The sequence below is a fragment of the Pantoea sp. PA1 genome (assembly GCF_056856975.1).
The window spans coordinates 72254-95742 of the sequence record NZ_JBXGEE010000007.1 but is presented as its reverse complement, the minus strand read 5'-3'; the positions used below and the strand labels follow the sequence as shown (position 1 = coordinate 95742).

Sequence of the window (23489 nt, the reverse complement as noted above, 5' to 3'; positions counted from 1 at the left end):
GATAAAGCAATTTTCAAGATAAAGGCGTTTATTTTGGTTGGTTTTTAATTTACTTTAAGCCTTACATAATAATAATTATATAAGGTTAAAAAACTTATACCAGCCTAAGTAGTAAAGTCTGTATGAGCACGTTAGGTTGATAACTTCTCTTATGTAAGGTTAGTGTGATGAGCCACCTGCAAATTGTACTTTTTTTTCTTAAAATTACGTTGCTCCTTAAGCATGTCAATCAGCTAAAAGAGTGTAATTTTTCAACACTTTAACATCTTTATAAATTGATAATATAATCATAAACCTATATAAAAATGAAATTTTAATTTTTCATATTGCTTTTATGAAGACCCTTGATACCCTCGAAAACATGTGTGGCAGACTAATAATTTAATGTTGTTAAGCACATGAATTTATGATTACATTAACGTAGCTAAACGTTTGATTAACCCGCTGCTTGAGAGCATTTTTTTGAAAATTTTGATTAATGGTGGTCATTAAACAAACAGATCTGACTATAGCCATATATATTATTCTAGTTATTATCTTTTGCTTAGCCATTTTCAGTAAAACCCAAAAGGATAAGGTTCTATGTCTACAACTAAAACTGATTTACAAGAGCAAATCGATTCTGCTCGAATGTATGTCCATACAGACTCATATCCCATGTCTATTGGTGAATTAATAAATCTTTATGAAGACGGAGAGCTAGAGATTCATCCTGAATTCCAACGTGTATATAGATGGTCTGAAGAACAAAAAAGCAAGTTGATTGAGTCAATACTTCTTGGCATTCCATTGCCATCTATTTTTGTTGCACAAAGGCAAGATGGTGTATGGGATGTAGTAGACGGATTACAAAGGATTTCAACGATTTTATCATTTGTTGGAAAGTTAAAAAACAAAGAAAATAAGCTACTTCCTTCTTTAAAACTTAAATCAACAAAATACTTACCAGCATTAGAAGGTAAGGTCTGGGAAAATGCTTTTGATGATACTAATGAAATTGATGTCGATATAAAAAGAGTTTTTAAAAGAGAAAAACTCGACATTAAAATCATTAAAAGAGAAAGTGAGGGTGACACAAAATTTGAGCTTTTCCAAAGATTGAATACTGGTGGCTCACGTTTGTCAGATCAAGAGGTCAGGAATTGCATGTTATTAATGCTAAATGCTGACGCATTCACATGGCTTAAAGACCTTTCAATGCATGAAAGTTTCGTACAATCTACACCTATTTCTGAAAAGCAAAATGAAGAATGTTATGGACAGGAGTTAGTTTTAAGATTTTTTGTACAGCGTCATACTAATTCCGAGGTTAGAAAAGAACATACAGATGTAGCACCTTATCTGAATGCAGAGCTTACATCACTATTTACTGAAAAATCTACTTTCGACTATCATCTTGAATCAGAGGTTTTTAAAAGAACATTTGACATCATATATTTAGCATTGGAAGATAATGCTTTCAAGAAATATAACCATAGCAAAAATAGATATGAAGGGGCAATTTCATTGCCAGTGTATGAGGCTTTATCAACTGCCATATCAAAATTAATAGATAACCAAACCTATACTGATGATCAACTCATTGAAATAATAAAAAGACAAACTAAAGTTTTAACAGCAAGGCCTGAGTTTAATGATACATTAGATAAAAGAACGCGTCCCTTAGATCGTATGGTAACTATGTCAAAGCTAGGAGAGGATGTGTTCAAATGAAAGTCAGGTCCTTATACGAATTGGAGGCTCAATTAGATATAGATCTTGCTTGGAGAAGAAAAGAATTCACTACTTTAAAATTCCTCATCGACGAATCACGTGCTCATCAGAAAGAGGTGTTATTACGTTCGGCTATTGCGCTTTTGTATGCCCACTGGGAGGGACATATAAAACATTGTGCACATGTTTACCTAGAGTATTTGAATAATAAAGGTGTTAGATATTGTGATATGACTGAGAATTTTTTCCAGTTAAGCCTAGGTGAGGTTTTTAAGCAAGGTTTTTCAATAAGAAAATTTCCTTCCCAAAAACAGATTTGTGACTATATCAAATCCAATGATAGTGGCAATTTCAATATAAGTGTTAATACGGTAATCGACACAGAATCAAATTTGAAATACGAGGTTATTTTCAACATATTAGAGCAACTTGGCTTAGATTCAAGTTTATTTGAATTGAAAGAAAACTTCATAAACTCTAAGTTACTAAAATGTAGAAATGCTATTGCACATGGAGAAAAAGTTTCGAAAACTGACCTAGAAGATACATATTCTGAGCTGGAAGAAGAGCTTTTAAATATGATTGTTACTTTTCAAAATGTCATAAGAAACTCTGCAAGCAACAGACTTTATTTAAAAATTGCATAATTTAAAAAGCCTCTAACGAGGCTTTTATTCTATAGGTATTTCTTTTATAGCAGACACCGTGAGATGCCTAAGCCTAATCCTTTCATTAAGGAAATCATTGGTTTTCTTAGACATTAATATGTCCATAAGGTTCTCACATTCCTGCAGCGTTCCATTTATAGGTTGCATTACAATCATATGATTTTCAACAGCTACGTCTTCTTTACAATTAATGATTGTTGCTACAGCTCTAAAATTGTCATTCGGACTTGAGGTGCGCTTGACGAGAACGAAGGGTGGTCTAATAACTTTACCAGAAAAGTTACGTCTTTCAGTACTTTCAGATAAAATTTTCCAAGGTGTAGAATTTTTAGCATGGAAATAGGGGTAACTGTCACCTATAAACGGATCACGATAAGCTACTAATGGCCCTATACATACATTACATAAAGTTGACAAAATTTGCGAAGATTTTTCCTCTGAAAAAAATATTTTATTTTTAGACTCTGATTTAGAGGAGTTACCATTTATAAGAAAAACATCAACATCAGTTTTAGTATTAAAACGTCCCCACTTTGTAATTCCGCCAGAGAGATGTTCATTAATGAAATCCCTGAATCCAATGTAACGTGAACCTGAACGTAAAACCTCAGGCAAAATTGCTGAAATTTCCGCACCTACAGGCATAATACGAGTAAAATGATCGACAAAAACTCCAGCCAAATTTACTTTACCTAACTTCCAATAATTTTTTTGCGGGGACTTCACGGAAATGAATGGAGGATTCATTATTAAGTGAGTTATTTTAGATATCTCTGAAGCATGTGTTAAGAGTGCATCTTTAACCTTAATGTTTTTTAATAAAATTATTGCTTCATCATAAGAACAATCTTTAATTGATCCGCGAGAAATCGCTTCTATAATCAATCTTAACTTAGCCGCTTCAATAAAAGAGCTGTTTATATCATAGCCATAAAGGATCCTCCCCCATAATCGTAATGTACTTTTAAGGCTTTTTTTTACACTCAAATGTCGTGAGCATTCTATGAGCAAGTTACCGGCACCACATGCAGGGTCTAATATTATGGAATTATTAGTAATTGGGAATTGAAATAATGAAACCGATTTTGTAGCAAGTGCTTGGCCGGTAAAAAAGCTTCCTAATTCACGCATTTCTGTAATTGAAAGACATTCTCTTAATACCAAATCGAAATTATCCAGATCTACTGCTTTTTCTTCAAGATTTGTTTCTGTAGAAAAAACTCTTTTTTTGAGTTTTTCATTGTGAGCTACCAATTTAATCATATTGAAATTTTTTTAAAGGTTTATTTCATTATAACATTAACCATCCTGATATTCCATACTTATTTTTGTTTTAAAAGCAAGATCTTAATTAGCTACTATCAATTACTATAAAAAGAAACAGATAAGCGGGGAGGAGTTTGACGTGCTCACCATTGATTAACACTGCGATATTAGTAATGTCTATATAAGTCTCATGAAGAAACGTTTTCCTACGAACAGATCATCAGTATTCTCCGCGAAACTATAGCCGGAGTTTCTGCCCGTAAGCTCACCATTTCCGATACCACGTTTTCTGTATGCTATAGGAAGTATGGGGTATAAAAATGCCCGAGGCAAAGCGCCTGAAGTTGCGTGAGTAAGAATACTCCAGACTTAAGAAGTTGTTTGCCGAAGCTATGCTAGATACGGAGGCATTTTAAGTAGCTCTAGAGCGATAGTACTGACGATAGACCAGAAGCAGGAAGCCGTTGAGTTTATATGTGATCGTCGTTCCTGCAGACTTCCAAGTTTGTCTCCGTAGACTTGCCGCTACGAAGGTCAGCGTCTGACAGCTAGTGCGCATTTATCAGGGCGCAATACTGAACTGGCACTACAGCGGGGATGTTTTGACTACCTCCGTATCTGGCATTTACTGCGCCGTGAAGGCATTCAAATTCATCTTAGTCACAAACGCATAGCCCCACTTTTCGTGTGAGCGGGCCGAGTATAAAAAACACAGACAACGTCGTAAAGGACTGACATCGGCAATTCTACCTCTACTCTAATTAATTGTGTCAATCAACTTAAAATACATTATAAAATATTTAACATAATAAGTATTATACGAACATTGCTGGGCTCAGGCTTCACAGCCTGAATTACAACGACACGCAGCCCCCGTTCTTGAGCGATCCTTCCCGGTGTCCTACCTTCAATCAGCGCCCATAACACCTCCCATCAAGCCAAACGGAGTCAAGATGACTAACAATCTCAACCCCCATTCCTGCAGTGACACCCTCTTTTTCGATGTCAATGAGACCCTGCTGGACACGACCGAACTGAATCAGGTGGTCGCACAGCGACTCGGTGACCGGCCGGAACGTGCCGAAGCCTGGTTTACCTCGGTGCTGCACCACTCTCTGGTCGCATCCGTGACCGGCAGCTGGCATAGCTTTGGTGATATCGCCGAAGCGGTGCTGAAGATGACGGCTTCGCGTTACGGTGTAACCCTGCCTGAAGAAGCAACGCCACTGGCTGACATTATCGCCGCGATGCCGCCGCATCCTGATGTCGCCGCAGGGCTGACTGCCCTGCAGCAGCAGGGTTTTACGCTGGTTGCGCTGACCAACTCCTCTGCCGCGCTGGCTGAACAACAACTCAGTTCAGCCGGGCTGGCACCGCTATTCGCCCGCATTCTCAGCGTGGAGCAGGTTAAGGTTTATAAGCCCGATCTGAGAGTTTATCAGTGGGCAATGAAAGAGATGGGCAAGCCTGCCGCAGAGTGCATGATGGTGGCGGCGCATGGCTGGGATGTCGGTGGCGCAAAACGGGCAGGGATGAAGACCGCATTTATCACCCGCAAAGGCCAGTCACCTTATCCACTGGCGCCTGCACCGGATTTGATCGTCAGCGATACAGGTGAGCTGGCCGCACAGCTTAAACGGCTCAGCTTGACGCAATGAACGGCAGATCAAATCCGGGCATTCAGCCTGCCTGTGTCTCAAATGCCGATCTGACCGCTTCCACGATGCGTCCGGACAGCGTCGCGTCGTCCAGCATCGGGAACGTTTTTTTAAGCTTGCCGGAGATCTGCCAGCCATTTTCCTTCAGCGAACGAATAATGCGACTCGCATCCTGATCGGGCATTTCCACAACCTCTTTCAGACGCTGCTGCGCACGCTGAAATATGACTAACACGCGCGCTTCATCTGCCATTTCTGTTCGAACGGTGTGCTCTATCACTCTGCACGTATAGAGCACATGCTCGGTTAAGTCGGGATAACGCCAGGCGAAGCGGGCATCCTCATAGTCGCTGAAAATGAAGTTACTTTGCGTGCCATCTTCATAGGTTTTGAGTTCACCAAACCGATAGCAGCCTGCATAACGCCGCATAAGCCGTTTAGAAAACACGTCCAGCGTGCGATCGTAACCGACGCGAAAGTCCATCGAACTGGTGATGGTGGCCGAGACGGGCAGAATGACCCCATCCGGTATCGCTCCGTCACGAATCAGCGTGTCATTAATTAAAAAGCGATGGATCCGGCCATTGCCATCGCGCATGGGATGGATATAGACAAATCCAAACGCAACAACAGCGGCACGGGCCAGCGGCGCGGCTCCGTGCGTCGCCTGTTCAAAGGCTTTCAGCCCCTGCATGAAGCGAGGAACATCATCATAGTGCGGCGCAATATAGTGGACGATATCTTCACGCATTGTCGACTGCCCGACAAATACCGGCGAGCGTCGCAGACCCAGTCCCAGTGCATCCTGCCCCAGAATGCCCTGCTGTATCGTGTGCAGGCTGACATCGCTGAGCGGATCGTCCAGCTGACCGCAATACTGCGCGATAACGTGGGCAAACCGCTGAATGCGATCGCCCTGGTCCGACTCTTTCTCAATCAGAAAACTGGCGCGGGACTCTTTAAATGTCAGCCAGCTGGCAGTACGCATCAGAATATCTGCGCCAAAGGCCTTATCCAGATCTGAAAAGGCAGCATTGAGATCGAACGCCAGCGCCTGTTCAACGGCAGCTGTTCTGCGCACCAGGGGGCAGAAATCGATCGATCCCGGCAGGTTATCGTTAATGCGCCAGCGTCTGCTGCGTTTCACGGTGGTTCGGGTCAGATACGCTTTCGATGAAATCGCATCAATATAGCCGCCATTAGTGACATCGGGCACCTGCAGCAGGTTACCGGTCAGCCACTCATAGAAAAACCCTGCCCGACGCGCATATTGTCCGAACGGCTCCTGACGACACCACGCCTCCAGAGGTTCCGGCCCGATTGCCGTAAACAGGCGGGCAAAAAACTCCAGGTGGATCTCTTCATATTTGAGACCAAAGGCAAAATGCCCGGCAAAGTTATCCTCCGGCTGATAACCAGGAGGATAGTAATTTTCCACCTGCCCCTGACTGTCATGATGAGAACGTACCGTTCCAATCGCTGATTTCACACGCAGTGGCTGCGCCAGTCTGATTGCATAACGTTCGCGCAATGCGCTAAAGCCGACCAGCATACTGAATCCTTTATTTTTCACGCTAAAACGCTAACAGAAAGGATTTTTATCACGAAAACGATAATTTCGCTACGCCAAACCGGCTAATCTTTGCCCGAAAACGTGAATAAAAAAGAGATTTGATGCGAAAACAGTAATGCAGACCCTATTCAGGGCTTAACCACGATGCACAAAAGCCCGATGACAATCATCACCACGCCCGCCAGACTATGCCAGCTGAACGCCTCATGAAATACCGGCAGAGAAACTGCGGCCAGCCAGACCAGCACGTAACTCAGGCTGAGCAGCGGATAGACCCGGTTCAGGGGGAAATGACCCAGCGCCCGGATCCAGCAGAGCATGGATAGGCCATAGGCGCCCAGCCCCGCCACCAGCAGCAGGGCGGGCAGAATGCCGATAGCAGGCAGTGACGTCAGGCTGCTGACATCGGGCAACTGCGGCATCGCCCAGCGCATCATCAGCTGCGCCGCCGAGACCAGCAGTACGCTGCAGGCAACCCATCCATACCCTTTCATATCTGACTCGCCATCAGCGCCACGCCGGTGACCACCAGCAGCGTGCCGGTTATCTGGCGCGGCGTTAACCGTTCACGCCACAGGAGACGTCCGGCCAGCGCCACAAAAATAAAGTTAAGGCTCAGCATCGGGTAGGCCTGGCTGACCGGCACCCGCTGCAGCACCAATAGCCAGAGGAGCATCGCAACGCCCAGCAGCAGCACGCTCACGCCAATCCAGCTCAGGCGCGTCCGGCGGGATACCGCCCTCGTCGCCTGCTTCTGGCAAAGCTGTGCGCTGCAGCTGAGCAGACTGACCAGAATAATCAGCAGCAGCATTACTTCGTCTGGCTGTAGTAGAGGCAGACCAGCCTGCCCTGACGATAGACGGCGTCCGGCACCGGCACATCCTCATCGATATCGCTGTGAACCGAGTCCATCAGCAACAGCAGCGACACGCTCCCCTCGCGACGATGTGGGGCAAGCCAGCCGGCGAAATCTGCCCGTGAAACAAAACGGGATTGTGCATCCGGGTAGCCGAGCCCATATTCCAGTTCCCCCTTACTGTCATAGAAACCGATATCGCTGCGCTGCAGGTGCCAGGCGGCCGCAGAGGCGATGCCGGGGTTGTCAGCCAGGATAAAGCGGCTGGCAGCCAGTTGCTTACTGATAACCGCCACAAAACGCTGCGGCTGTTTGGCATCGCGGATCTTATCGGGGATGGCCGCACCGATAACCAGCGCAAGGCCCAGCGGGCAAAGTGCCGCCGCCAGCCAGCGACGCGAGGAAGAACGGCAGCTGTACGCCCCCACCAGCCCCCAGCAGAGGAATGCCACTGCCGCCAGCACCAGCTTCAGCATCTCATGCGTGGCGAACAGCGGATGATGCGTCAGACTCCAGGGGGCCAGCACCAGCAGTACGGCGGCCAGCGTCAGGATACCGAATATCAGGTTCAGCCAGCCATTCAGCGTCAGGGCGCGCCCTGCCCGCTGCGCAGCGTTCAGGCCATAATGGGCCATCAGCAGTGACAGCGGAACAAAACAGGGCAGGATATAGGTCGGGAGTTTGCCCTTGGCCAGACTGAAAAACAGCAGCGGCATCACCGTCCAGCTCAGCAGATAGAGCGCACCGGGATGCTGATGACGCTCACGCCAGCCCGTAAGCAGTGCCCCCGGCAACAGGGCCAGCCACGGCAGCGTGCCCAGCAACAGAATCGGCAGGTAATACCAGAATGGGGCTTTGTGCTGCGCATTCGCTTCTGCGAAGCGCTGGATATGCTCGACCCAGAAGAAGTAGTGCCAGAAATCGGGAGCCTGATGATAAATGGCCAGCACCCAGGGCGCGCTGATTGCCGCAGCAGAGAGCAGCGCCAGTGGGCCGAAGCAGAGCAGCTCCGGCACTCTCCTGCGCCAGATCGCCCAAGGCAGGATTGTCAGTACCGGCAGCGCCAGTGCCAGAAAGCCTTTGGTCATGAATCCCATGCCGCAGGCCAGCCCCAGCAGCAGATAGCCGCCCACGCGCCCGGCGCGTCCACTGGCCTCTGTCGCCAGCCAGAAGCTGCACATGGCGGCCGCCAGCCAGAGCATCAGCATCGGATCGAGCACCGCATAGGTACCTACCCCATAGACCAGCAGCGAGCTGAGGAAAATGATCGCGCCGGTGATCGCGGTTCGCGAGGAAGCAAACATCCGCCTGCCGAGCCAGAAAATCAGGGCAGCGGTCAGGGCAGTGGAGAATATCGAGCCGGCCCGCACGCCAAAATTATTGTGGCCAAACAGCCACTGACCCAGCGAGTTAATCCAGTAACCCGCAATCGGTTTTTCAAAATAGCGCAGGCCGAAAAAGTGCGGCGTGATCCAGTTGCCGGTTGCCAGCATCTCCCGGCTGATCTCCGCATAGCGGGTTTCATCCGGCTGCCAGAGATCGCGGAACACTGGCGGGACAAGGTAATAGAGGATAAAAAAGCTGAAAAACAGCAGCCATATTGTCTGGTTACGTATCCGCACTAGTTCGCCTCTTCCATCCGTTTCTGGCAGCCCAGCCACCCTTCCCGTCCGGCAATTTCGCCTCTGACCACCCGGCCTAATGGCAGCGTCGTCAGATCGGCGGGCAGCAGTTCACTGAGCGGACAGAACTGAATGCCGTTATCGGCGGCCAGGGTCAGGAGGCGATCGAAGTCCGGGTAGCCGATGATCCCCTCCACTTCGGCATGAACGGTGTAAACCGCCCCCTCTTCCGCAGCGAGCATTCTGGTCAGAATGAAGTCGTTGTACCCCTCTGCGCTGACCTCGCGCCCCACCACCTCATCCCAGGTCGGCAGCGTTACCGGGATCTGCACCGTACCGATCTGCCCGTCTGGCAGCACCGGCCGGAACGGGCCGCTGCCGCGACAGTCGCTGTTGTAAGTGAATCCGAACGGCTGTTTAGCGGCGACCACCCGGCCATCCGCGCGCCATCCGGCCACGGCCGAGCAGCTGACCGGATGGCCGAGGATCTCACTCAGCAGGTCGGTGCCGCGCGCTATCTGCTCTGCCAGTTTTTCCTGCGGCCAGACGCCCGCCCAGGTCTGCCACGCAAAGTGGTCCCAGGCGTGCAGTCCCACCTCATGCTGACGGGTGGCGTCCTGAATAATGTGCCGCAGACGACGCCCCATCTGCTTGCCTGGCCACGCCGTTCCGGCCAGCAGGATATCCCAGCCATAGAGCGACGCGGCCCGGGAACGCACCATTTTCAGGAGAAAGGCCGGTTTCACCAGCCGCCAGAGATGGCGGCCCATGTTGTCCGGCCCCACACTGAAGAAAAAGCTGGCCCGCACAGCATGACGCCGGAACAGCGTCAGCAGCGCCGGCACGCCCTGCTGCGTGCCGCGCCAGGTATCTACGTCAATCCGCAGACCGATCTTCTTCATCACTTATCAGCCTGTTGCTCAATGGTGCGCAGGAAGAAGTCGAGCGTGTTGTCGATGGTGACATCCATCGTCACGGTTGGGGTCCAGCCGAGTAAGCGGCGCGCATTGCGGATAGCAGGTTTGCGGTGCTCCACATCCTGATACCCTTTTCCGTAGTAGCTGCTGCTCTCCACTTCGCGGAAACCGGCAAACGGCGGGAACTGGCTGCGCAGCGGGTGACGCTCAAAGCTCTCCAGCAGCTGCTCGGCCAGCTCTTTGATACTGGCTTCGTTGTCCGGATTACCGATATTGATGATCTGCCCATCACAATTCTGCTGTTTGTTTTCGATGATGCGGAACAGCGCCTCCACGCCATCTTTGATATCGGTAAAGCAGCGCTTCTGTTTGCCGCCGTCAATCAGCTTGATGGGCGAACCTTCCACCAGGTTGAGGATCAGCTGGGTAATGGCGCGGGAGCTGCCGATACGCGCGGCATTGAGGTTGTCCAGACGCGGCCCCATCCAGTTGAACGGCCGGAATAGGGTAAAACGCAGCCCCTCTTTTTCACCATAGGCCCAGATCACCCGATCCAGCAGCTGTTTGGAGACCGAATAGATCCAGCGCTGTTTGTTGATCGGCCCGACCACCAGGTTGGAACAATCTTCATCGAAGCTGTCATCGGTACACATGCCGTACACCTCAGAGGTGGACGGGAAAATGATGCGCTTCTGATACTTCACACAGTCGCGAATGATTTTCAGGTTTTCTTCGAAATCGAGCTCAAACACGCGCAGCGGATTGCGGGTGTACTCAATCGGCGTGGCGATCGCCACCAGCGGCAGGATGACGTCACATTTCTTGATGTGATACTCAATCCATTCGGAGTGGATAGCGATGTCCCCTTCGACGAAGTGGAAACGCGGATGGTCGAGGAAGCGGCTGATGGCATCGGAACTGATATCCAGGCCATACACCTCAAAATGCGCATCCTCCAGCAGCCGTTCGGTAAGATGGTTACCGATAAAGCCGTTAACGCCGAGGATCAGCACCCGGGTGCGGCGCTGGAGCGCCGACTGCGGCTGCGAATAGAGCAGCGCGCCTGGCACCATGCCCAGACTCTGCGCCAGCTGACTGCCGTTCATATAGACGCCATGCTCGGACTGCCCGGTCTGGATTTCAAGCGCCCCTTCACCACAGGCAATCAGGAACGGCTGCTTAGAGATTACCGTGCCCGGTCTGGCCTGATGCGGCTCGTGATGAACCCGGCTCTTCCAGACAATGAAGCGGACCGATCCGGCGAAGGCAAAGGCGCCAGGCCAGGGATCGGTGACCGCTCTGACCAGATTGTGGATCGTCTGAGCAGGCTGGTTCCAGTCAATCCGTCCATCTTCGGCGGTACGACGGCCGACACGGGTCGCCTGACTCTCATCCTGGGGCCACTCACTGACCTCACCCTGACGCAGGCGGGGTAAAACATCGCCCAGAAGCTGCTCTGCGACACTGATGAGTTTACGGTGCAGGGTCAGCGCATTGTCCTGGTCCTCGATAGCCACCGCCTGCTGCGCCAGAATATGACCGGCATCGGCACGCTTTACCATGCGATGCAGTGTGACACCCGTTTCGCGTTCACCGTTCACCAGCGCCCAGTTGAGGGGTGCCCGCCCCCGGTATTTTGGCAGCAGCGAACCATGCAGGTTAAAGGCCCCTTTTTGCGCGCATTGCAGGATCTCATCGCTGAGCAGATGGCGATAATAGAAGGAGAAAATCATCTCTGGCGCCATGCTGCGGATACGATCCAGCCAGATCGGGTGATTCGCCTCGTCGGGCGCATAGACCGGGATGCCATGCTCTGCCGCCAGACGCGCAACCGAGCCGAAAAAAGGATTTTCGGTGGCCACGTCGTTGTGGGTGAAAATGGCGGTGATCTCATAGCCTGCCTTCAGCAGCGCATTGATGCCGACACAGCCCATATCGTGATAGGCGAAAACGAGGGTCTTCATGATTGAGTATCCTGTACTGATGGCTCTTCTGGAGCCTGAACAATGCGTTGAACGAAATAGCGCGGACGCGCCCGAACGTCGTTATAAATGCGCCCGATGTACTCCCCGAGCAGTCCCATGCCCACAAACTGGGCACCCGTAAACATGAACAGCACGGCAAACAGAACAAAAACGCCATCCCCCGCCCAGGCCGCACCAAAGAAGAGGCGCAGAACAATCAGCACCAGCGAGAAAGCGAAGCCAGCGAGTGCAATCAGGCTGCCGATAACGCTGAGCAGTCGCAGGGGGGTGGTGGTCAGGCAGGTCACCAGGTCGTACATCAGGTTGATCAGGCGCATAAAGCTGTATTTCGAGTCGCCAAATGCCCGCTCAGCGTGGATCACCGGCAGTTCGATGGTGTGACGGGCAAAGGTGTTCGCCAGAATCGGAATAAAGGTGCTGCGCTCGTGGCAGTTGAGCATCGCCTCAACGATGTGGCGACGATAGGCGCGCAGCATGCAGCCGTAATCCCCAATCGCTTTGCCGGTCACTCGCTGGATCAGCCGGTTGAGCGTGCGTGAGGCTTTACGCCGGAACCAGGTGTCCTGGCGCTGCTGCCGGACCGTGCCGACCACGTCATAGCCCTGACGCGCCGCCTCAACTAGCCGCGGGATCTCCTCCGGCGGGTTCTGCAGATCGGCATCGAGCGTGATAATCAGATCGCCACGCACCTGACTGAAACCGGCCATGATGGCGGAGTGCTGGCCGTAATTGCGGTTGAGCAGCACACCGATGACCCGGCTGCCGGGTGCGGAAGCTGCCTGCTCAATCAGCCCGGCGGAACGGTCACTGCTGCCGTCATCGACCAGCAGGATTTCATAGTCCATCTGCAGTGTGTCGCAGGCGGCAGCGGTGCGCTGAAGCAGCTCCGGCAGGCTCTCCTGCTCGTTGTAGACCGGGATAACCACGGAGAGTCTGTTGATCGGTTTATTCTCGCCCATATCAGACTCCGGCAATGTCATGCAGCGCCTGAATGACGCGCTCGACATCCTGGTCCGTCATTGAGGGAAACAGGGGGATCGAACACATCTGCTGGCTGTTGAGTTCACTGGCGGGCAGACGTAAATCGGGATAGCGCTCGCGATAATATCTGTGGGTGTGGGCGGCCCGGAAATGCAGACCGCTGCCGATATTGCGCGCCTTCAGCGCCTGCATAAACGCATCACGCGAAAAACCACACCGGCGTTCATCAATACGGATAATAAACAGATGCCACGCATGCTGATGAGGCCAGGCGGGCAGTGACAGCGGCGTGAACGGCAGTGCGCGCAGCGCGGCAAGATAACGTTCGGCAATCTCGCGGCGGCGTGCAATAAAACCGGGCAGTTTCTGTAACTGCACCAGCGCAATGGCTGCGCTGATGTCGGGCAGGTTGTATTTAAAGCCGGGCATCATCACTTCTGCCTGCGGCAGACGGCCCTGCGTCTGGCGATCAAAAGCATCAACGGCCAGACCATGAAACTTCAGGCTGCGTATGCAATCGGCCAGCGCGGCGTCATCGGTCACCACCAGGCCACCTTCCGCGCAGGTGATATTTTTTATGGCGTGAAACGAAAAAATTGCCGTGCCGCGGTGCCCGATCGGCTTTCCGTGATAGGTCGTGCCTGCCGCATGTGCCGCATCTTCAATGATGGCAATGCTATGCTGCTCAGCCAGCTGGTAGATCGGGTTAAGATCGACCGGTGCGCCAGCGTAATGGACCGGAATAATGGCGCGGGTCCGGGGCGTAATCGCCTGTGCAATCAGTTCCGGCGTCACCATCAGGGTATCAGGGTCGACATCGATCATGACCGGCGTAGCGCCCAGCAGCGTGATCAGATTCAGCGTGGAAACCCAGGTCATGGAGGGCGTAATCACCTCATCACCTGGCCCAATTCCCATTGCCATCAGCGTGACGTGCATTCCGGCGGTGGCAGAGCTGACGGCAATCGCGTGCAGGTTGCCGGTCAGCCGGACAAAGGCCTGCTCCAGTCCGGCGCACTGAGCGCCGGTTGTGATCCAGCCCGAGTCAAAGACCGCTTTCACGGCTGACAGCTCTTCATCACCCAATGAGGGACGGGAAAAAGGCAAAAAATCCATGCTAAAACTCCTGCAGATCAAACCCATAAGCGATCGCGCGAAATTAATCAGGCACAACGCCGGAAACAGAACTTAAATAGCGATTTATCATCCGCCGGCAGGGATGTTATTTACCCCAGGCGTCCATTTCTGGAATAGGGGTTGCCGGACGGGTAATACAAACTAGCGCACGAAAGTTAACTGAACATTAAATGAAGGGAATGAATAACAATAAATTAATGCAGGGTTCATTTGGTCATTTCTGAAAAAGTTCACTGATATGCATTAATATCGCCTCCGGGCAGACTTCTTTTTGATTGATTGATGATTTGTTTATAAAACAACGGAATCTGCCGCTGAATGATCGGCTTTCCATTATGTCCGGTCAGGGAGCCTCTCAGATAAAAATAGCTTACTGAAGAATGCAGATGATTAATCGCCGCCCTCTTACAATCCCGGTGAGCGTCAGATTCCATATTCCCGCCTTAATGTATTCTTAATATTTTCCGTTATTTTTGCGCTGAAACGGCGGCCACCGTTAACGTTTCGTGAATCTCAGATGACAGCACGTTAATATTTGTCACATACGTCACGACAGAAAGGTAAAACAGTGTTACAAAGTCAATAAAATCGCGGTTTCAGGCGTCAGCGTTTGAGCCCGCTCAGAATGAGAAAATAGTGATGAACCGTGTCGCCTGCTTATACGCTCTGCTCGCCTTGTTCAGCCCGGCGCTTTACGCCGCCCCCGTCACCTATACCATCGCGCCTGAGAAAACGTCGATCGGCCTTTCATGGCGTGCCTTTGGTCATGACTTTTCTCAGGCCACACTGCAGGGCGTGACCGGCACGGTGACGCTTAATCGCGATGAAGAGCACGATGACCATATTGACGTCACCATTCCGGTCGCGACGCTGGTGGCCTCAAACAGGCTGTTAACCTGGCAACTGAAAAGCGATCTGTTTTTCGATGCAGAGCATTACCCGCAGATTCACTTCGTCAGCAGCCGCGTTGCCTCGATGGGGGGCGCTGATTACCGGATTTTCGGGTTGTTAACGGTCAAAGATGTCAGCCGGCCAGTGGTGATGCTGGCCACGCTCGACAGCGGACAGGCCTTTGACCCCGCCTCAGATTCGCTAACCCTGCATGCCTCGACCGCGATTTCCCGCACGGCATTTCGGGTGGATCGGCTGGTCGGCGTGGTGGATGATCGCGTCAACATTGCACTGACGATTGCGGCGGAATTGAAGCGGCCGCTGTCCTCACCGTTAATATCGTCCCGATAAGGGTTGTCCCTTAACCTGACGCGCAAGATAAACGCTCAGGTCAGTCTAAAAACCTATAACCGGCCTGAATACTAAAATAAAAAACTATATATTCGGTTTTCGTAGCTTTAATCTTTTATGAATTCGGGGTGGCGTTAATATTGCTTCTGGTGTGGCTTAACGTTTATGAACTGCGTGTTCAGAGAGAACCGGACAGCCTGCATCAGTCAATTAACAGGCAGGCAGAAAGATCGCAACGGGGCGGGCCCGACGGATATTACGGCACGCCAGGGCAGATCTGCGTACTGACGACATTATGAGAATCTGGTTTGGAACACGCTTTGTCCCCGATGTGCACGACAACAGAAAGAGTGCTGCATGCCATCGTCTTTGAGGTGGTCGCCAATTGTCTGGTGTTCATCATTCTGATGATCTGCGCCTCCGCGGCGCCTGCGCAGTCGGCACTGTTGACGGTAGCTTCATCAGCACTGGCGATGGGATGGAACTATCTGTTTAACCTGTTGTTTGACCAGTTCCTGTTGCGAAAAGGCATGAAAAAAAGCTGGCGGATAAGATGCCTTCACGCCCTGTTATTTGAAGCGGGGTTGTTAGTGGTATTAATCCCCTTTGCCGCATGGTGGCTGGATATCTCGCTGCTTTCAGCGTTGAAGCTTGAATGCGGTCTGGTGCTGTTCTTTCTGGTTTATACCTGTCTGTTCAATCTGCTATGGGATTATGGAAGAGAATTGCAAACACATTATGAATAAAGTCTATTATCTGGAAAAGTTAAGAAACTGCCCCTCCAGGGATATCCTGGATATCGTGACAAGCTATATGCGTAAAAAACTGCCTTATGACGATCTCTCTTCCTTTGAAGGTGCCTACGATCATCGCAAAGCCGAGTTGATAATGAATGAGACATTCACTGAAGTACCTGCAGATGTCTGGCGACTGGTCTGCTGATCCGGTCAGATAATCAGCAGACCGGGCATCACGTCATCCGGTAATGACGTGATGCCCGGCGAGCAGGAAACAGTGCGCGATCAGAAATGGTATGACAACCCGATTAGCCCGCTGTAATCCGTATTAAAGACGCCCCCAAAACTGCTATCAACTTTTGCATTCACAGAAAGGTCAGGGAGAATTTCGCCCTCCAGCCCGATACTGCTGCGGTAACGGTTATCAGACCAGGCGCTGTAGCGCCGGTCAGACTGGCGATCGGAGAGCGTGGTCGTGGAACCCTTTTTTCCCGGTGAAGCGTGATAAGAGAGGCTGGCACTGAGATTAACCTTTGGCAGTAAAGTCCCCAGGCCGCGTTTCTGCACCATCACCCCACTGTTGGTGAAGCAGGGCGTGGCTGAACTTAATGAGACCGTCGCATCTTCCCCCTTAAGGCTATAGCCGGACAGGATACCGGCGCTGACGCCGACAAAAGGCGCAACAGAGATCGTGTCGTCGGCCAGACGAAACTGATAGCCGGTGCGCAGACTCCCCGCCACTATGTGACTCTCCTTTTTCACCCCCGGGATGCGTAATGCAGGATCGAGGCTTATTTCTTGAGTCAGAAACATATAGCGGCTGGCGGCATCCGCGAACCATCCGCCATCACGCTGCCAGGCATAATAGGCACCTAATGTGGCCAGACGGTGTTTCTCCTGTCCCCCTCCTTTCACCTCACCCAGGGTGTAGCTGGCACTGACGCCTGCCGTGTGCGCACCGCCGCGCCTGTCCCAGCCGACATTCAGCGTCTGCTGATGACTCTTCAGGCCCAGGAAATGCCCTTGTGATTGCTCAATAGTGGCCCAGGTTCCGCTGCGATCCGGAGAGGCGCGCAGACTCTCTGTCCGGCTGTGCAGCTGGCTGACAGCCTCACTGACAATATATTGCCGCGCGGCCATCAAAGCGCGGGTTTGCTGAATCAGTGGCTGGTTGTCATAAACCGTGAACCACTCATCCGTATTGAACGCGGTTTTTTGGGTGTCCTTTTCGGCTTCTGCTGTAGCCTGCGCCTCTGCTTGCGCTTCAGGCTTTGCTTTCTCTTTTTCAGCAGCGGCTGGCTGCTCTGCTGGAGCCTCGGGGTCAGAGGTCACATCCGTTACCGGGGTGGGCTCTGGCGTTACGTCTGCAACAGGGATGACGTCTGATACAGGTGCGGGTTCCGGAACCGGGGTAACATCCGGCAGAGGCATCGGCTCTGGTGCCGGCGTGACATCTGTCACCGGCGCGGGCTCTGGCGCGATATCCGGTACAGGGAGCGGCTCCGGCGTGGCATCGGGTTCTGGTTCTGGTTCTGGTTCTGCCGTTTTACGGCTTTCAAACACCCATAGCACGCGATTGTTATTGTCTTTCACCTCATAATTCGGCGTGTAAACACTGAATCCGCTGTAACTGTCAGCAAAGGAGAAGTAGCTGTGTGACGTGCCAGCAGGGGCATCCACCATCACCAGATCCTGAGATAAGGTGGCCTGCCCTTCGTTGCCCAGTAACAGGCTCACGTCCAGCAGATTATCGCCTCCGCTTACAGCGTTTTTAACCATCAGCCGATCGTTTTCACTTGTTGAGGGTTTAGCGCCCAGCAGCAGCTTCAGCCCGGTTGCGTCCAGGGTATCAACGCTCAGCGTTTTGGGACGCCAGCTACCCGCTGGCACCATCGAAAGCGAAGCGCCACGCTGTGCCCGGAGTGATGTGACGTTACTGTGGCTGGTCATACTCCAGTTTGCGTCTGACGCCAGAGTCATCTGGCTGCTGCCGGATGATGTCACCGCACCCTGATAATCTACTTTACCCAGATAGAGCGACGCATGGTCTGCCAGCCGGACATCACCTTCAACCTCACTGGCAGGCAGCCGCGCCAGCGTCTCTGCACTTCGTACAGGCTGACTGCAGCGAGTCTCATCGGCGTAAATGGGAGCATAACAACGCCAGCTCTTCTCCCCTGTCAGCGGGCTGTCATTGTAGCCAAATGAGAGCGTGGCTGACTCAGCAGCAACAAAATTCGCTTTGACGCCAGCGTACTCTCCCGCCTGGAAAAAAGCCCCGGCACCCACATTAATCTGCCTGGCGCTGAAAAGTGAGGTGCGCCAGTCGTCATCAATCACCACTCCTCCTGCATGCGCCACGGGCTGTCCCGACAGAATCAGCGTGCCATTATCCACATTCAGATCGCCATTCAGATTCATTCCACCGGTCAGGGCAGTAATGGCTGTCGCGTTGCGCGGCTGGATGTTAACGTTCATCGCGCCATTCAGGATATTTTTCCGTGTCTCACCAAGAAAACCGCGAAAAGCCTGAACGTTAAGTTGCGTCAGACGGTGATTGATAGCTTCATTTGCGTCGGTACCAAGATAAGTCCAGGTTTTCGTCGACGATTTATCGGTAGGGAAGTACCAGTATGAGGCAGTATTTAACTGAAAATATTCGGTCTCCTTCGTATAGGGATTGTTATAAACATAAATGTTACCTGGCGTTCCTTCAGGAGTTCTGCTGCTGAAGGTGTAGAAAGGGACGTCGGCGGCGGTACTGCCCGTAATGTTGAGCGTCGCCGTGGTATCACTGTGGTTGACCAGTTTAGCCCCACCATCCGTATGATTAATTTTTTTGAAGGTCAACGCATTGCCATTTAAATCTAAACGACCACCGCGATAGCCAAAGAAAATCTGGTCAGTCGCGACCTGATGCTCATCGTTTAACACGACAGTTGGCCGGCCACTGACTAACGTCACGGCGGAAAAGGCCTGTTGGTTACCTGAAGTATCAGCCTGCTGATCCAATATAACGCTGCCGTCGCCCACATTCAGTGAGCCCGCATTCACGCCTTCAGCCTTCACGTGGAGCGTGCCCGCGCCAATTTTATGCAGCGCATCGCTGGCTAACCCGTTAACCTGCCAGACAACTTTTTTGCCGTCGTCTATCTCAACCCCGCCCCCTGCCCAGGTTGCGTTCACGCCGCTGGCTGAAGTCAGGGTGTAATCACTGGAAAACTGGAGTTTTCCCGCGCCCATGTTGATCGGTGTGCTTAATGTGATCAGCCCACCCTCTCCGTTAAAACGAAGATCTTTCGTGGCATCCAGTTCAGATGTGGAGGCTTTAGCAGGGGCGACGGACGCATAGGCTGAGGTCAGCCCCGACCAGGACCATGAAACGCCATCCTGTTTTATTGCATCGTCGTTCCATAAAACCGTGCCATTTCCGGCGCGATCAACAACGTCCGGCGAGGTATTGGCTGCCTGTACTGAAGCGACAAAATCACCGGGGATGTAACCTGCGACGGCGCGCTTGCGGTAGAGACCGCTGTCAGCGTCATAGCCGACGTGCACCGCAACCAGTTTCCATTGCTGCCCGATGTCGTCCCTGGCAAAAACCGGACTGCCGCTGTCTCCGGCATTAGCTCCGATTGACAGGGGTGTGGTATCTGCATCGTCAGGCCCAAGGTTGTAGTAGCGCAGATAGCTATTATTGGAAATGTCGCGCACATTCGCCGCACTGATAGTGCCACCCGATTTCCAGTTGTAAGCACCCGTCAGGCGTACCCGCTTCGTCTGCTCATCATTAATTTGCTCCTGTGTTCCTGTTCCTGCCCGCGTATACCAGGCATAACGTGATTTATAGTCAGACAGAAAGTCCGCTTTGGAGACATAAGAATAGGGGGCGGCTTCAGTGACGACCTTATCAAGGCGTGGCGCATGGAAATCCTGCGTGCTGAGATCATTGCGATTGATAAGACGGTAAGCGGTGGCGTATCCGGCCCCGTTGCCAAACTCCACCGTTTTATAACCGGTATTGTGCTTAACACTCAGCACATAGGAAGGCGAGACGAGCGTCGCATAACCTGACGAAGAGACTCCGCCAAAATCGGGAACAGGAAAACGAAGATAGTCAGAAAGTGATCCCTCTTTTTTATAAACCGGAACATTCGTTGCACCGGCATTATAGTTACCCAGGTTTTCGGCAAAATCCCGATAGGTCTGCACGTCGATATCATTAAGCATAATACCAGCATACGAAGCAGTGCAGTTAAAAAAGGTGCAGCATAGCGCCGCGCGCCCGAAATATATCAATAGAATATCCTCATGCGGCCATTATTATTTGCGAGAAGATTTTAATCTAACAAATAGTATCACCTGGCAAATCCCTCTCTGAATCCACAACAGGTACTGATATTGACCAGCATCAAAAAAAACAGGCCATACACCAGCAGGACATCGATAAGCTATTGAACAGAATGACAATAAAATAAAGACCAGAATGGAATGGTTATTAATTTAATATTAAATCAACATAGCCCTGAAAGGCTTTAGATTGAATAGCTGACTAAAAATAAAAGCAAACAGACACATATGGATAAGAAAAAACCAGATGCTGTCTGAAGACAGACCTGTTTTATGTAAGGTAAAAAGAAAAATCCTTTCGTGACAGTGGGGGTAAACATAAAATATTAGCTCGGGAAGCCTTCGCCTGAATCGAAAAGATGATTCTATTCAGGCGAGGTGTGAAATTACTGCGGGTGATCGCGGTGATACAGTGCCCATTGCTCAATACGCTCGCCAGATGGCAGCAGACAGTAAAGGGTACTGTCTGCCGGAGATATTCCCTTTACTTCCTGGCCGCCACGCTGAAGGCACCAGACGCTGGCAGGATTACGCATTGTCATACGCTGCGGTTGCTGAGCGTGTGGAGCACAGGCTGTAAGTTGCAAAGCCAGCAGCATCACTGAAATGCCGGACATCTGTTTTATACGCATAATGAAAGCCTCGGGAATAACGTATTCAAAATAGAGAATGAAAGGGTGGCACTCTGATTGACAGCTGCCCTGTCGTCAGTCATTTACTGTGACCCTGCGGCAGCAGAGAATCGTCTGCCCTGCTACCCGTCAAACGATCCGGAACAATTAAACCTCAACAGAGTTTATGACTCCTCTGTAAAGCTCCAGAAAAGAGAGATCGTTAATAAACGCGTTAAACTCCATATCACCCCGCAAGGCGAATTTTCGCATCACATTATATTTGTGCGCATAGATGGTTTTTTCTGACAGATCCAGACGTTTCGCCGTCTGTCTGACGCTGTAACCTTTTTTTAAAAGGCTGAGCACCTGTAACTGCACCACTGTTATGCGAGCGAACTCACAATGCAGACAATCCGCTGGCAAAAAAGCGTGCACCCTGTCCTGAAAGGCCAGCCAGGAACAGATGACTTTCTGAGATATCGTACGAACAGAATCAAGTCGTGAAATAACAACCAGAGAGCGATAACAGACCGGAAGCTGCTCTGTCATAATATCGTCAGTCTGATTAACAAAAACCATGATAATGCTACCGGGCTTCCGATCCCGGTACGCAGGTTGACACATATATAAACGCCATTGCGAAACATTGATCAGGATAAAATCAGCCTGCCTGAGATTGTGGCTGTCAAAACCCGACAAAAACTCCACATTAGCTTCATTTAACAATGCGCCCTCAATCACTTTTGAGATGCCTATCCTGAAGAAATAATTCTCTTCTGTACAAATGACTTTAAGATCCATTTTTCTCCTCAGGCATCTTAAAAACCTCCATAAATTCAGGTAAACTTCCCGTTAACCAGCACAAGCTCGCCTTTCTCTTTAAGCTCTTTAAGTACTCTGCAAATTGAACTTTTGGAAAGGTGCGAACTATTTTCAATCAGATACAGGGCAGAGAAACGTTTCTTCAGATGAGCCGGTAGTTTTTCCCAGCGTCCGATTAAAGAAATAACCTCATCGTAAGAGTTGCTCTTAGGCAGCTGGATGTAGTCCATCAGATCTGAATACTGTCCTGAAAGAACGGACATGGCATCGTTGAAAAGATCTTTCTCAAAAATCAGCCGCCAGAACACATCATAATCAATGAAACTGACTTTGCCGTAATCTATTCTCTCCAGATAAACCGGTGGCTCATCCAGTGCCGGTGTGACACCAACAACAAAAGGAGCAGAGACAATGTTAAGCACTTTATTTTCACTTTTGAGCTTGAGCAAAAAATCGCCATCAAGAATAAACATAACCCGACGCACATTATCTTTCGTCAGGTGGTAACGGCGTTTTCCGCGCGAGATCTCATCCGGATTAGCCACCTGCGTATATCCTGCTAGTGCATCAATGATTCGTTCATGATTTTCAGTCACTCTATACATAATAATCAACTCAATCTAACTAACACAGGTTAGTGATTAGTAGCAAAATTAGTAAAGCTGGTTTTTATAATCTTCTTTTTCGCCTGGTGTACGACAATCTTCCAGTTCACACTTCTGATATCGGATAAAATACGTAATTGGCTTGACTATAGTAAAACAGGAACTGTGAAACTCAACACCATAAACATGCGAAAAGGGAGAGCACATCGCCAAACAGTGGCGCAGCAACCATACATTACACCGCTTTAAAGTCACTCAATTAGCATATTAACCCATCATGCCGTGACTTACTGAAACTGTTATAACTTTTTTCTATAAAAGAGAACCCAACATATTCATTTGAAGTTTCATGTTATGAAACAGATACAGTATTAACATGAATGTATGCACTTCAATAAAGAAAGCCGATAAATGAAAAGGTCAGAATCACATTGGCATCATTGTTAATTCTCCTGGAAAATTAAAAATACTCAACATCACTCCCTGGAAATGATTAAACCATAACGATGTCAATTAGGAGATTTAAATTAAAAAACGCCATGCATTTAGATTTATGCTCTGATTTATATTTGATTTTCAGTTTTAAAATCCAATGCACTCAGAACCTCTTTTCGGTGCGTTTCACTTCTCAGCACAAATGATAATGTTATGGCTGATTCCAGTAGCCTGATTCCAGCAGCGATCTCAGAAGCCACCACCTTTAAAGCAGAGCTGGCGCCGTTAGTCTCATTGCCCTGAGCGGG

General features: G+C 50.2%; 20 protein-coding genes and 1 pseudogene. 7 read left to right on the top strand and 14 right to left on the bottom strand.

Annotated elements, in window-relative coordinates:
- The first annotated feature begins 582 nt into the window (after positions 1-582).
- Positions 583-1713 (top strand): GmrSD restriction endonuclease domain-containing protein, encoded by a 1131-nt coding sequence (locus tag AC1V0D_RS20130; RefSeq protein WP_482907953.1) that lies wholly within the window; start codon positions 583-585, stop codon positions 1711-1713.
- Positions 1710-2360, top strand: coding sequence for an MAE_28990/MAE_18760 family HEPN-like nuclease (locus AC1V0D_RS20125; RefSeq protein WP_482907952.1), 651 nt, complete (start codon positions 1710-1712; stop codon positions 2358-2360). The genes AC1V0D_RS20130 and AC1V0D_RS20125 overlap by 4 nt, the downstream gene beginning before the upstream one ends.
- 24 nt (positions 2361-2384) lie before the next feature.
- On the opposite strand, the gene AC1V0D_RS20120 is transcribed toward AC1V0D_RS20125, so the two are convergent.
- Positions 2385-3644 (bottom strand): N-6 DNA methylase, encoded by a 1260-nt coding sequence (locus AC1V0D_RS20120; RefSeq protein ID WP_482907951.1) that lies wholly within the window; start codon positions 3642-3644, stop codon positions 2385-2387.
- A gap of 219 nt (positions 3645-3863) precedes the next feature.
- On the opposite strand from AC1V0D_RS20120, the pseudogene AC1V0D_RS20115 reads away from it, so the two are divergent.
- Both AC1V0D_RS20115 and AC1V0D_RS20110 read left to right on the top strand, forming a co-directional pair.
- Positions 3864-4405 (top strand): annotated as a pseudogene (locus AC1V0D_RS20115) (transposase family protein); the annotation flags it as partial.
- Between the two features lie 195 nt (positions 4406-4600).
- Positions 4601-5305: a haloacid dehalogenase type II gene (locus tag AC1V0D_RS20110; RefSeq protein ID WP_267372725.1), complete on the top strand. Its 705-nt coding sequence runs from the start codon at positions 4601-4603 to the stop codon at positions 5303-5305.
- A 22-nt stretch (positions 5306-5327) separates the two neighbouring features.
- Here the strand turns inward: AC1V0D_RS20110 and AC1V0D_RS20105 are convergent, their stop codons facing one another.
- The 9 genes from AC1V0D_RS20105 to AC1V0D_RS20065 all read right to left on the bottom strand — a co-directional run bounded on the left by AC1V0D_RS20105 (position 5328) and on the right by AC1V0D_RS20065 (position 14810).
- Positions 5328-6857 carry a Fic family protein gene (locus AC1V0D_RS20105; RefSeq protein WP_482907950.1) on the bottom strand — a complete coding sequence of 510 codons (1530 nt, stop codon included), beginning with the start codon at positions 6855-6857 and terminating at the stop codon, positions 5328-5330.
- Between the two features lie 149 nt (positions 6858-7006).
- Positions 7007-7372 carry a 4-amino-4-deoxy-L-arabinose-phosphoundecaprenol flippase subunit ArnF gene (arnF, locus tag AC1V0D_RS20100; protein ID WP_058958153.1) on the bottom strand — a complete coding sequence of 122 codons (366 nt, stop codon included), beginning with the start codon at positions 7370-7372 and terminating at the stop codon, positions 7007-7009.
- The gene (arnE, locus tag AC1V0D_RS20095) at positions 7369-7689 is read right to left on the bottom strand and encodes a 4-amino-4-deoxy-L-arabinose-phosphoundecaprenol flippase subunit ArnE (protein WP_009093166.1); all 321 of its coding nucleotides are present in this window, start codon (positions 7687-7689) and stop codon (positions 7369-7371) included. The genes arnF and arnE overlap by 4 nt, the downstream gene beginning before the upstream one ends.
- Complete coding sequence (gene arnT / locus AC1V0D_RS20090) at positions 7689-9356, bottom strand: lipid IV(A) 4-amino-4-deoxy-L-arabinosyltransferase (RefSeq protein WP_482907949.1); 1668 nt, start codon at positions 9354-9356, stop codon at positions 7689-7691. The genes arnE and arnT overlap by 1 nt, the downstream gene beginning before the upstream one ends.
- On the bottom strand, positions 9356-10258 hold the full coding sequence (gene arnD / locus AC1V0D_RS20085; protein ID WP_009093171.1) for a 4-deoxy-4-formamido-L-arabinose-phosphoundecaprenol deformylase: 903 nt from the start codon (positions 10256-10258) through the stop codon (positions 9356-9358). Before arnD ends, arnT begins: the two co-directional genes overlap by 1 nt.
- Positions 10258-12237, bottom strand: a complete 1980-nt coding sequence (arnA, locus tag AC1V0D_RS20080; RefSeq protein ID WP_267372730.1) for a bifunctional UDP-4-amino-4-deoxy-L-arabinose formyltransferase/UDP-glucuronic acid oxidase ArnA — start codon at positions 12235-12237, stop codon at positions 10258-10260. Before arnA ends, arnD begins: the two co-directional genes overlap by 1 nt.
- Entirely contained in the window at positions 12234-13217 is a 984-nt protein-coding gene (gene arnC / locus AC1V0D_RS20075) for an undecaprenyl-phosphate 4-deoxy-4-formamido-L-arabinose transferase (RefSeq protein WP_482907948.1), read from the bottom strand. The genes arnA and arnC overlap by 4 nt, the downstream gene beginning before the upstream one ends.
- 1 nt (position 13218) lies before the next feature.
- A complete protein-coding gene (arnB, locus tag AC1V0D_RS20070; protein WP_482907947.1) occupies positions 13219-14355 on the bottom strand; it encodes a UDP-4-amino-4-deoxy-L-arabinose aminotransferase in 1137 nt (378 codons plus the stop codon).
- A 251-nt stretch (positions 14356-14606) separates the two neighbouring features.
- Positions 14607-14810, bottom strand: coding sequence for a hypothetical protein (locus tag AC1V0D_RS20065; protein WP_312828489.1), 204 nt, complete (start codon positions 14808-14810; stop codon positions 14607-14609).
- 205 nt (positions 14811-15015) lie between these two features.
- Between AC1V0D_RS20065 and AC1V0D_RS20060 the strand changes: the two genes are divergently transcribed.
- The 3 genes from AC1V0D_RS20060 to AC1V0D_RS20050 all read left to right on the top strand — a co-directional run bounded on the left by AC1V0D_RS20060 (position 15016) and on the right by AC1V0D_RS20050 (position 16560).
- Positions 15016-15618, top strand: a complete 603-nt coding sequence (locus AC1V0D_RS20060; protein WP_482907973.1) for a YceI family protein — start codon at positions 15016-15018, stop codon at positions 15616-15618.
- A 308-nt stretch (positions 15619-15926) separates the two neighbouring features.
- Positions 15927-16364 carry a PACE efflux transporter gene (locus AC1V0D_RS20055; RefSeq protein WP_482907946.1) on the top strand — a complete coding sequence of 146 codons (438 nt, stop codon included), beginning with the start codon at positions 15927-15929 and terminating at the stop codon, positions 16362-16364.
- Complete coding sequence (locus AC1V0D_RS20050; RefSeq protein ID WP_341874298.1) at positions 16333-16560, top strand: Hha/YmoA family nucleoid-associated regulatory protein; 228 nt, start codon at positions 16333-16335, stop codon at positions 16558-16560. The genes AC1V0D_RS20055 and AC1V0D_RS20050 overlap by 32 nt, the downstream gene beginning before the upstream one ends.
- An 80-nt stretch (positions 16561-16640) precedes the next feature.
- On the opposite strand, the gene AC1V0D_RS20045 is transcribed toward AC1V0D_RS20050, so the two are convergent.
- The 4 genes from AC1V0D_RS20045 to AC1V0D_RS20030 form a co-directional block, all read right to left on the bottom strand.
- Complete coding sequence (locus AC1V0D_RS20045; RefSeq protein WP_482907945.1) at positions 16641-20585, bottom strand: S6 family peptidase; 3945 nt, start codon at positions 20583-20585, stop codon at positions 16641-16643.
- A 506-nt stretch (positions 20586-21091) separates the two neighbouring features.
- On the bottom strand, positions 21092-21337 hold the full coding sequence (locus AC1V0D_RS20040) for a putative hemolysin (RefSeq protein WP_071987834.1): 246 nt from the start codon (positions 21335-21337) through the stop codon (positions 21092-21094).
- Positions 21338-21484: 147 nt separating this feature from the next.
- Complete coding sequence (locus tag AC1V0D_RS20035; RefSeq protein ID WP_482907944.1) at positions 21485-22120, bottom strand: helix-turn-helix transcriptional regulator; 636 nt, start codon at positions 22118-22120, stop codon at positions 21485-21487.
- A gap of 35 nt (positions 22121-22155) precedes the next feature.
- Positions 22156-22746, bottom strand: coding sequence for a helix-turn-helix domain-containing protein (locus tag AC1V0D_RS20030; protein ID WP_033736875.1), 591 nt, complete (start codon positions 22744-22746; stop codon positions 22156-22158).
- Positions 22747-23489 lie beyond the last annotated feature (743 nt).

Coding starts and splice junctions, on each gene's coding strand:
- AC1V0D_RS20130 (WP_482907953.1), top strand. CDS start 583: ATGTCTACAACTAAAACTGATTTACAAGAGCAAATCGATTCTGCTCGA.
- AC1V0D_RS20125 (WP_482907952.1), top strand. CDS start 1,710: ATGAAAGTCAGGTCCTTATACGAATTGGAGGCTCAATTAGATATAGAT.
- AC1V0D_RS20120 (WP_482907951.1), bottom strand. CDS start 3,644: ATGATTAAATTGGTAGCTCACAATGAAAAACTCAAAAAAAGAGTTTTT.
- AC1V0D_RS20110 (WP_267372725.1), top strand. CDS start 4,601: ATGACTAACAATCTCAACCCCCATTCCTGCAGTGACACCCTCTTTTTC.
- AC1V0D_RS20105 (WP_482907950.1), bottom strand. CDS start 6,857: ATGCTGGTCGGCTTTAGCGCATTGCGCGAACGTTATGCAATCAGACTG.
- arnF (WP_058958153.1), bottom strand. CDS start 7,372: ATGAAAGGGTATGGATGGGTTGCCTGCAGCGTACTGCTGGTCTCGGCG.
- arnE (WP_009093166.1), bottom strand. CDS start 7,689: ATGCTGCTGCTGATTATTCTGGTCAGTCTGCTCAGCTGCAGCGCACAG.
- arnD (WP_009093171.1), bottom strand. CDS start 10,258: ATGAAGAAGATCGGTCTGCGGATTGACGTAGATACCTGGCGCGGCACG.
- arnA (WP_267372730.1), bottom strand. CDS start 12,237: ATGAAGACCCTCGTTTTCGCCTATCACGATATGGGCTGTGTCGGCATC.
- arnC (WP_482907948.1), bottom strand. CDS start 13,217: ATGGGCGAGAATAAACCGATCAACAGACTCTCCGTGGTTATCCCGGTC.
- arnB (WP_482907947.1), bottom strand. CDS start 14,355: ATGGATTTTTTGCCTTTTTCCCGTCCCTCATTGGGTGATGAAGAGCTG.
- AC1V0D_RS20065 (WP_312828489.1), bottom strand. CDS start 14,810: ATGGAATCTGACGCTCACCGGGATTGTAAGAGGGCGGCGATTAATCAT.
- AC1V0D_RS20060 (WP_482907973.1), top strand. CDS start 15,016: ATGAACCGTGTCGCCTGCTTATACGCTCTGCTCGCCTTGTTCAGCCCG.
- AC1V0D_RS20050 (WP_341874298.1), top strand. CDS start 16,333: ATGGAAGAGAATTGCAAACACATTATGAATAAAGTCTATTATCTGGAA.
- AC1V0D_RS20045 (WP_482907945.1), bottom strand. CDS start 20,585: ATGCTTAATGATATCGACGTGCAGACCTATCGGGATTTTGCCGAAAAC.
- AC1V0D_RS20040 (WP_071987834.1), bottom strand. CDS start 21,337: ATGCGTATAAAACAGATGTCCGGCATTTCAGTGATGCTGCTGGCTTTG.
- AC1V0D_RS20035 (WP_482907944.1), bottom strand. CDS start 22,120: ATGGATCTTAAAGTCATTTGTACAGAAGAGAATTATTTCTTCAGGATA.
- AC1V0D_RS20030 (WP_033736875.1), bottom strand. CDS start 22,746: ATGTATAGAGTGACTGAAAATCATGAACGAATCATTGATGCACTAGCA.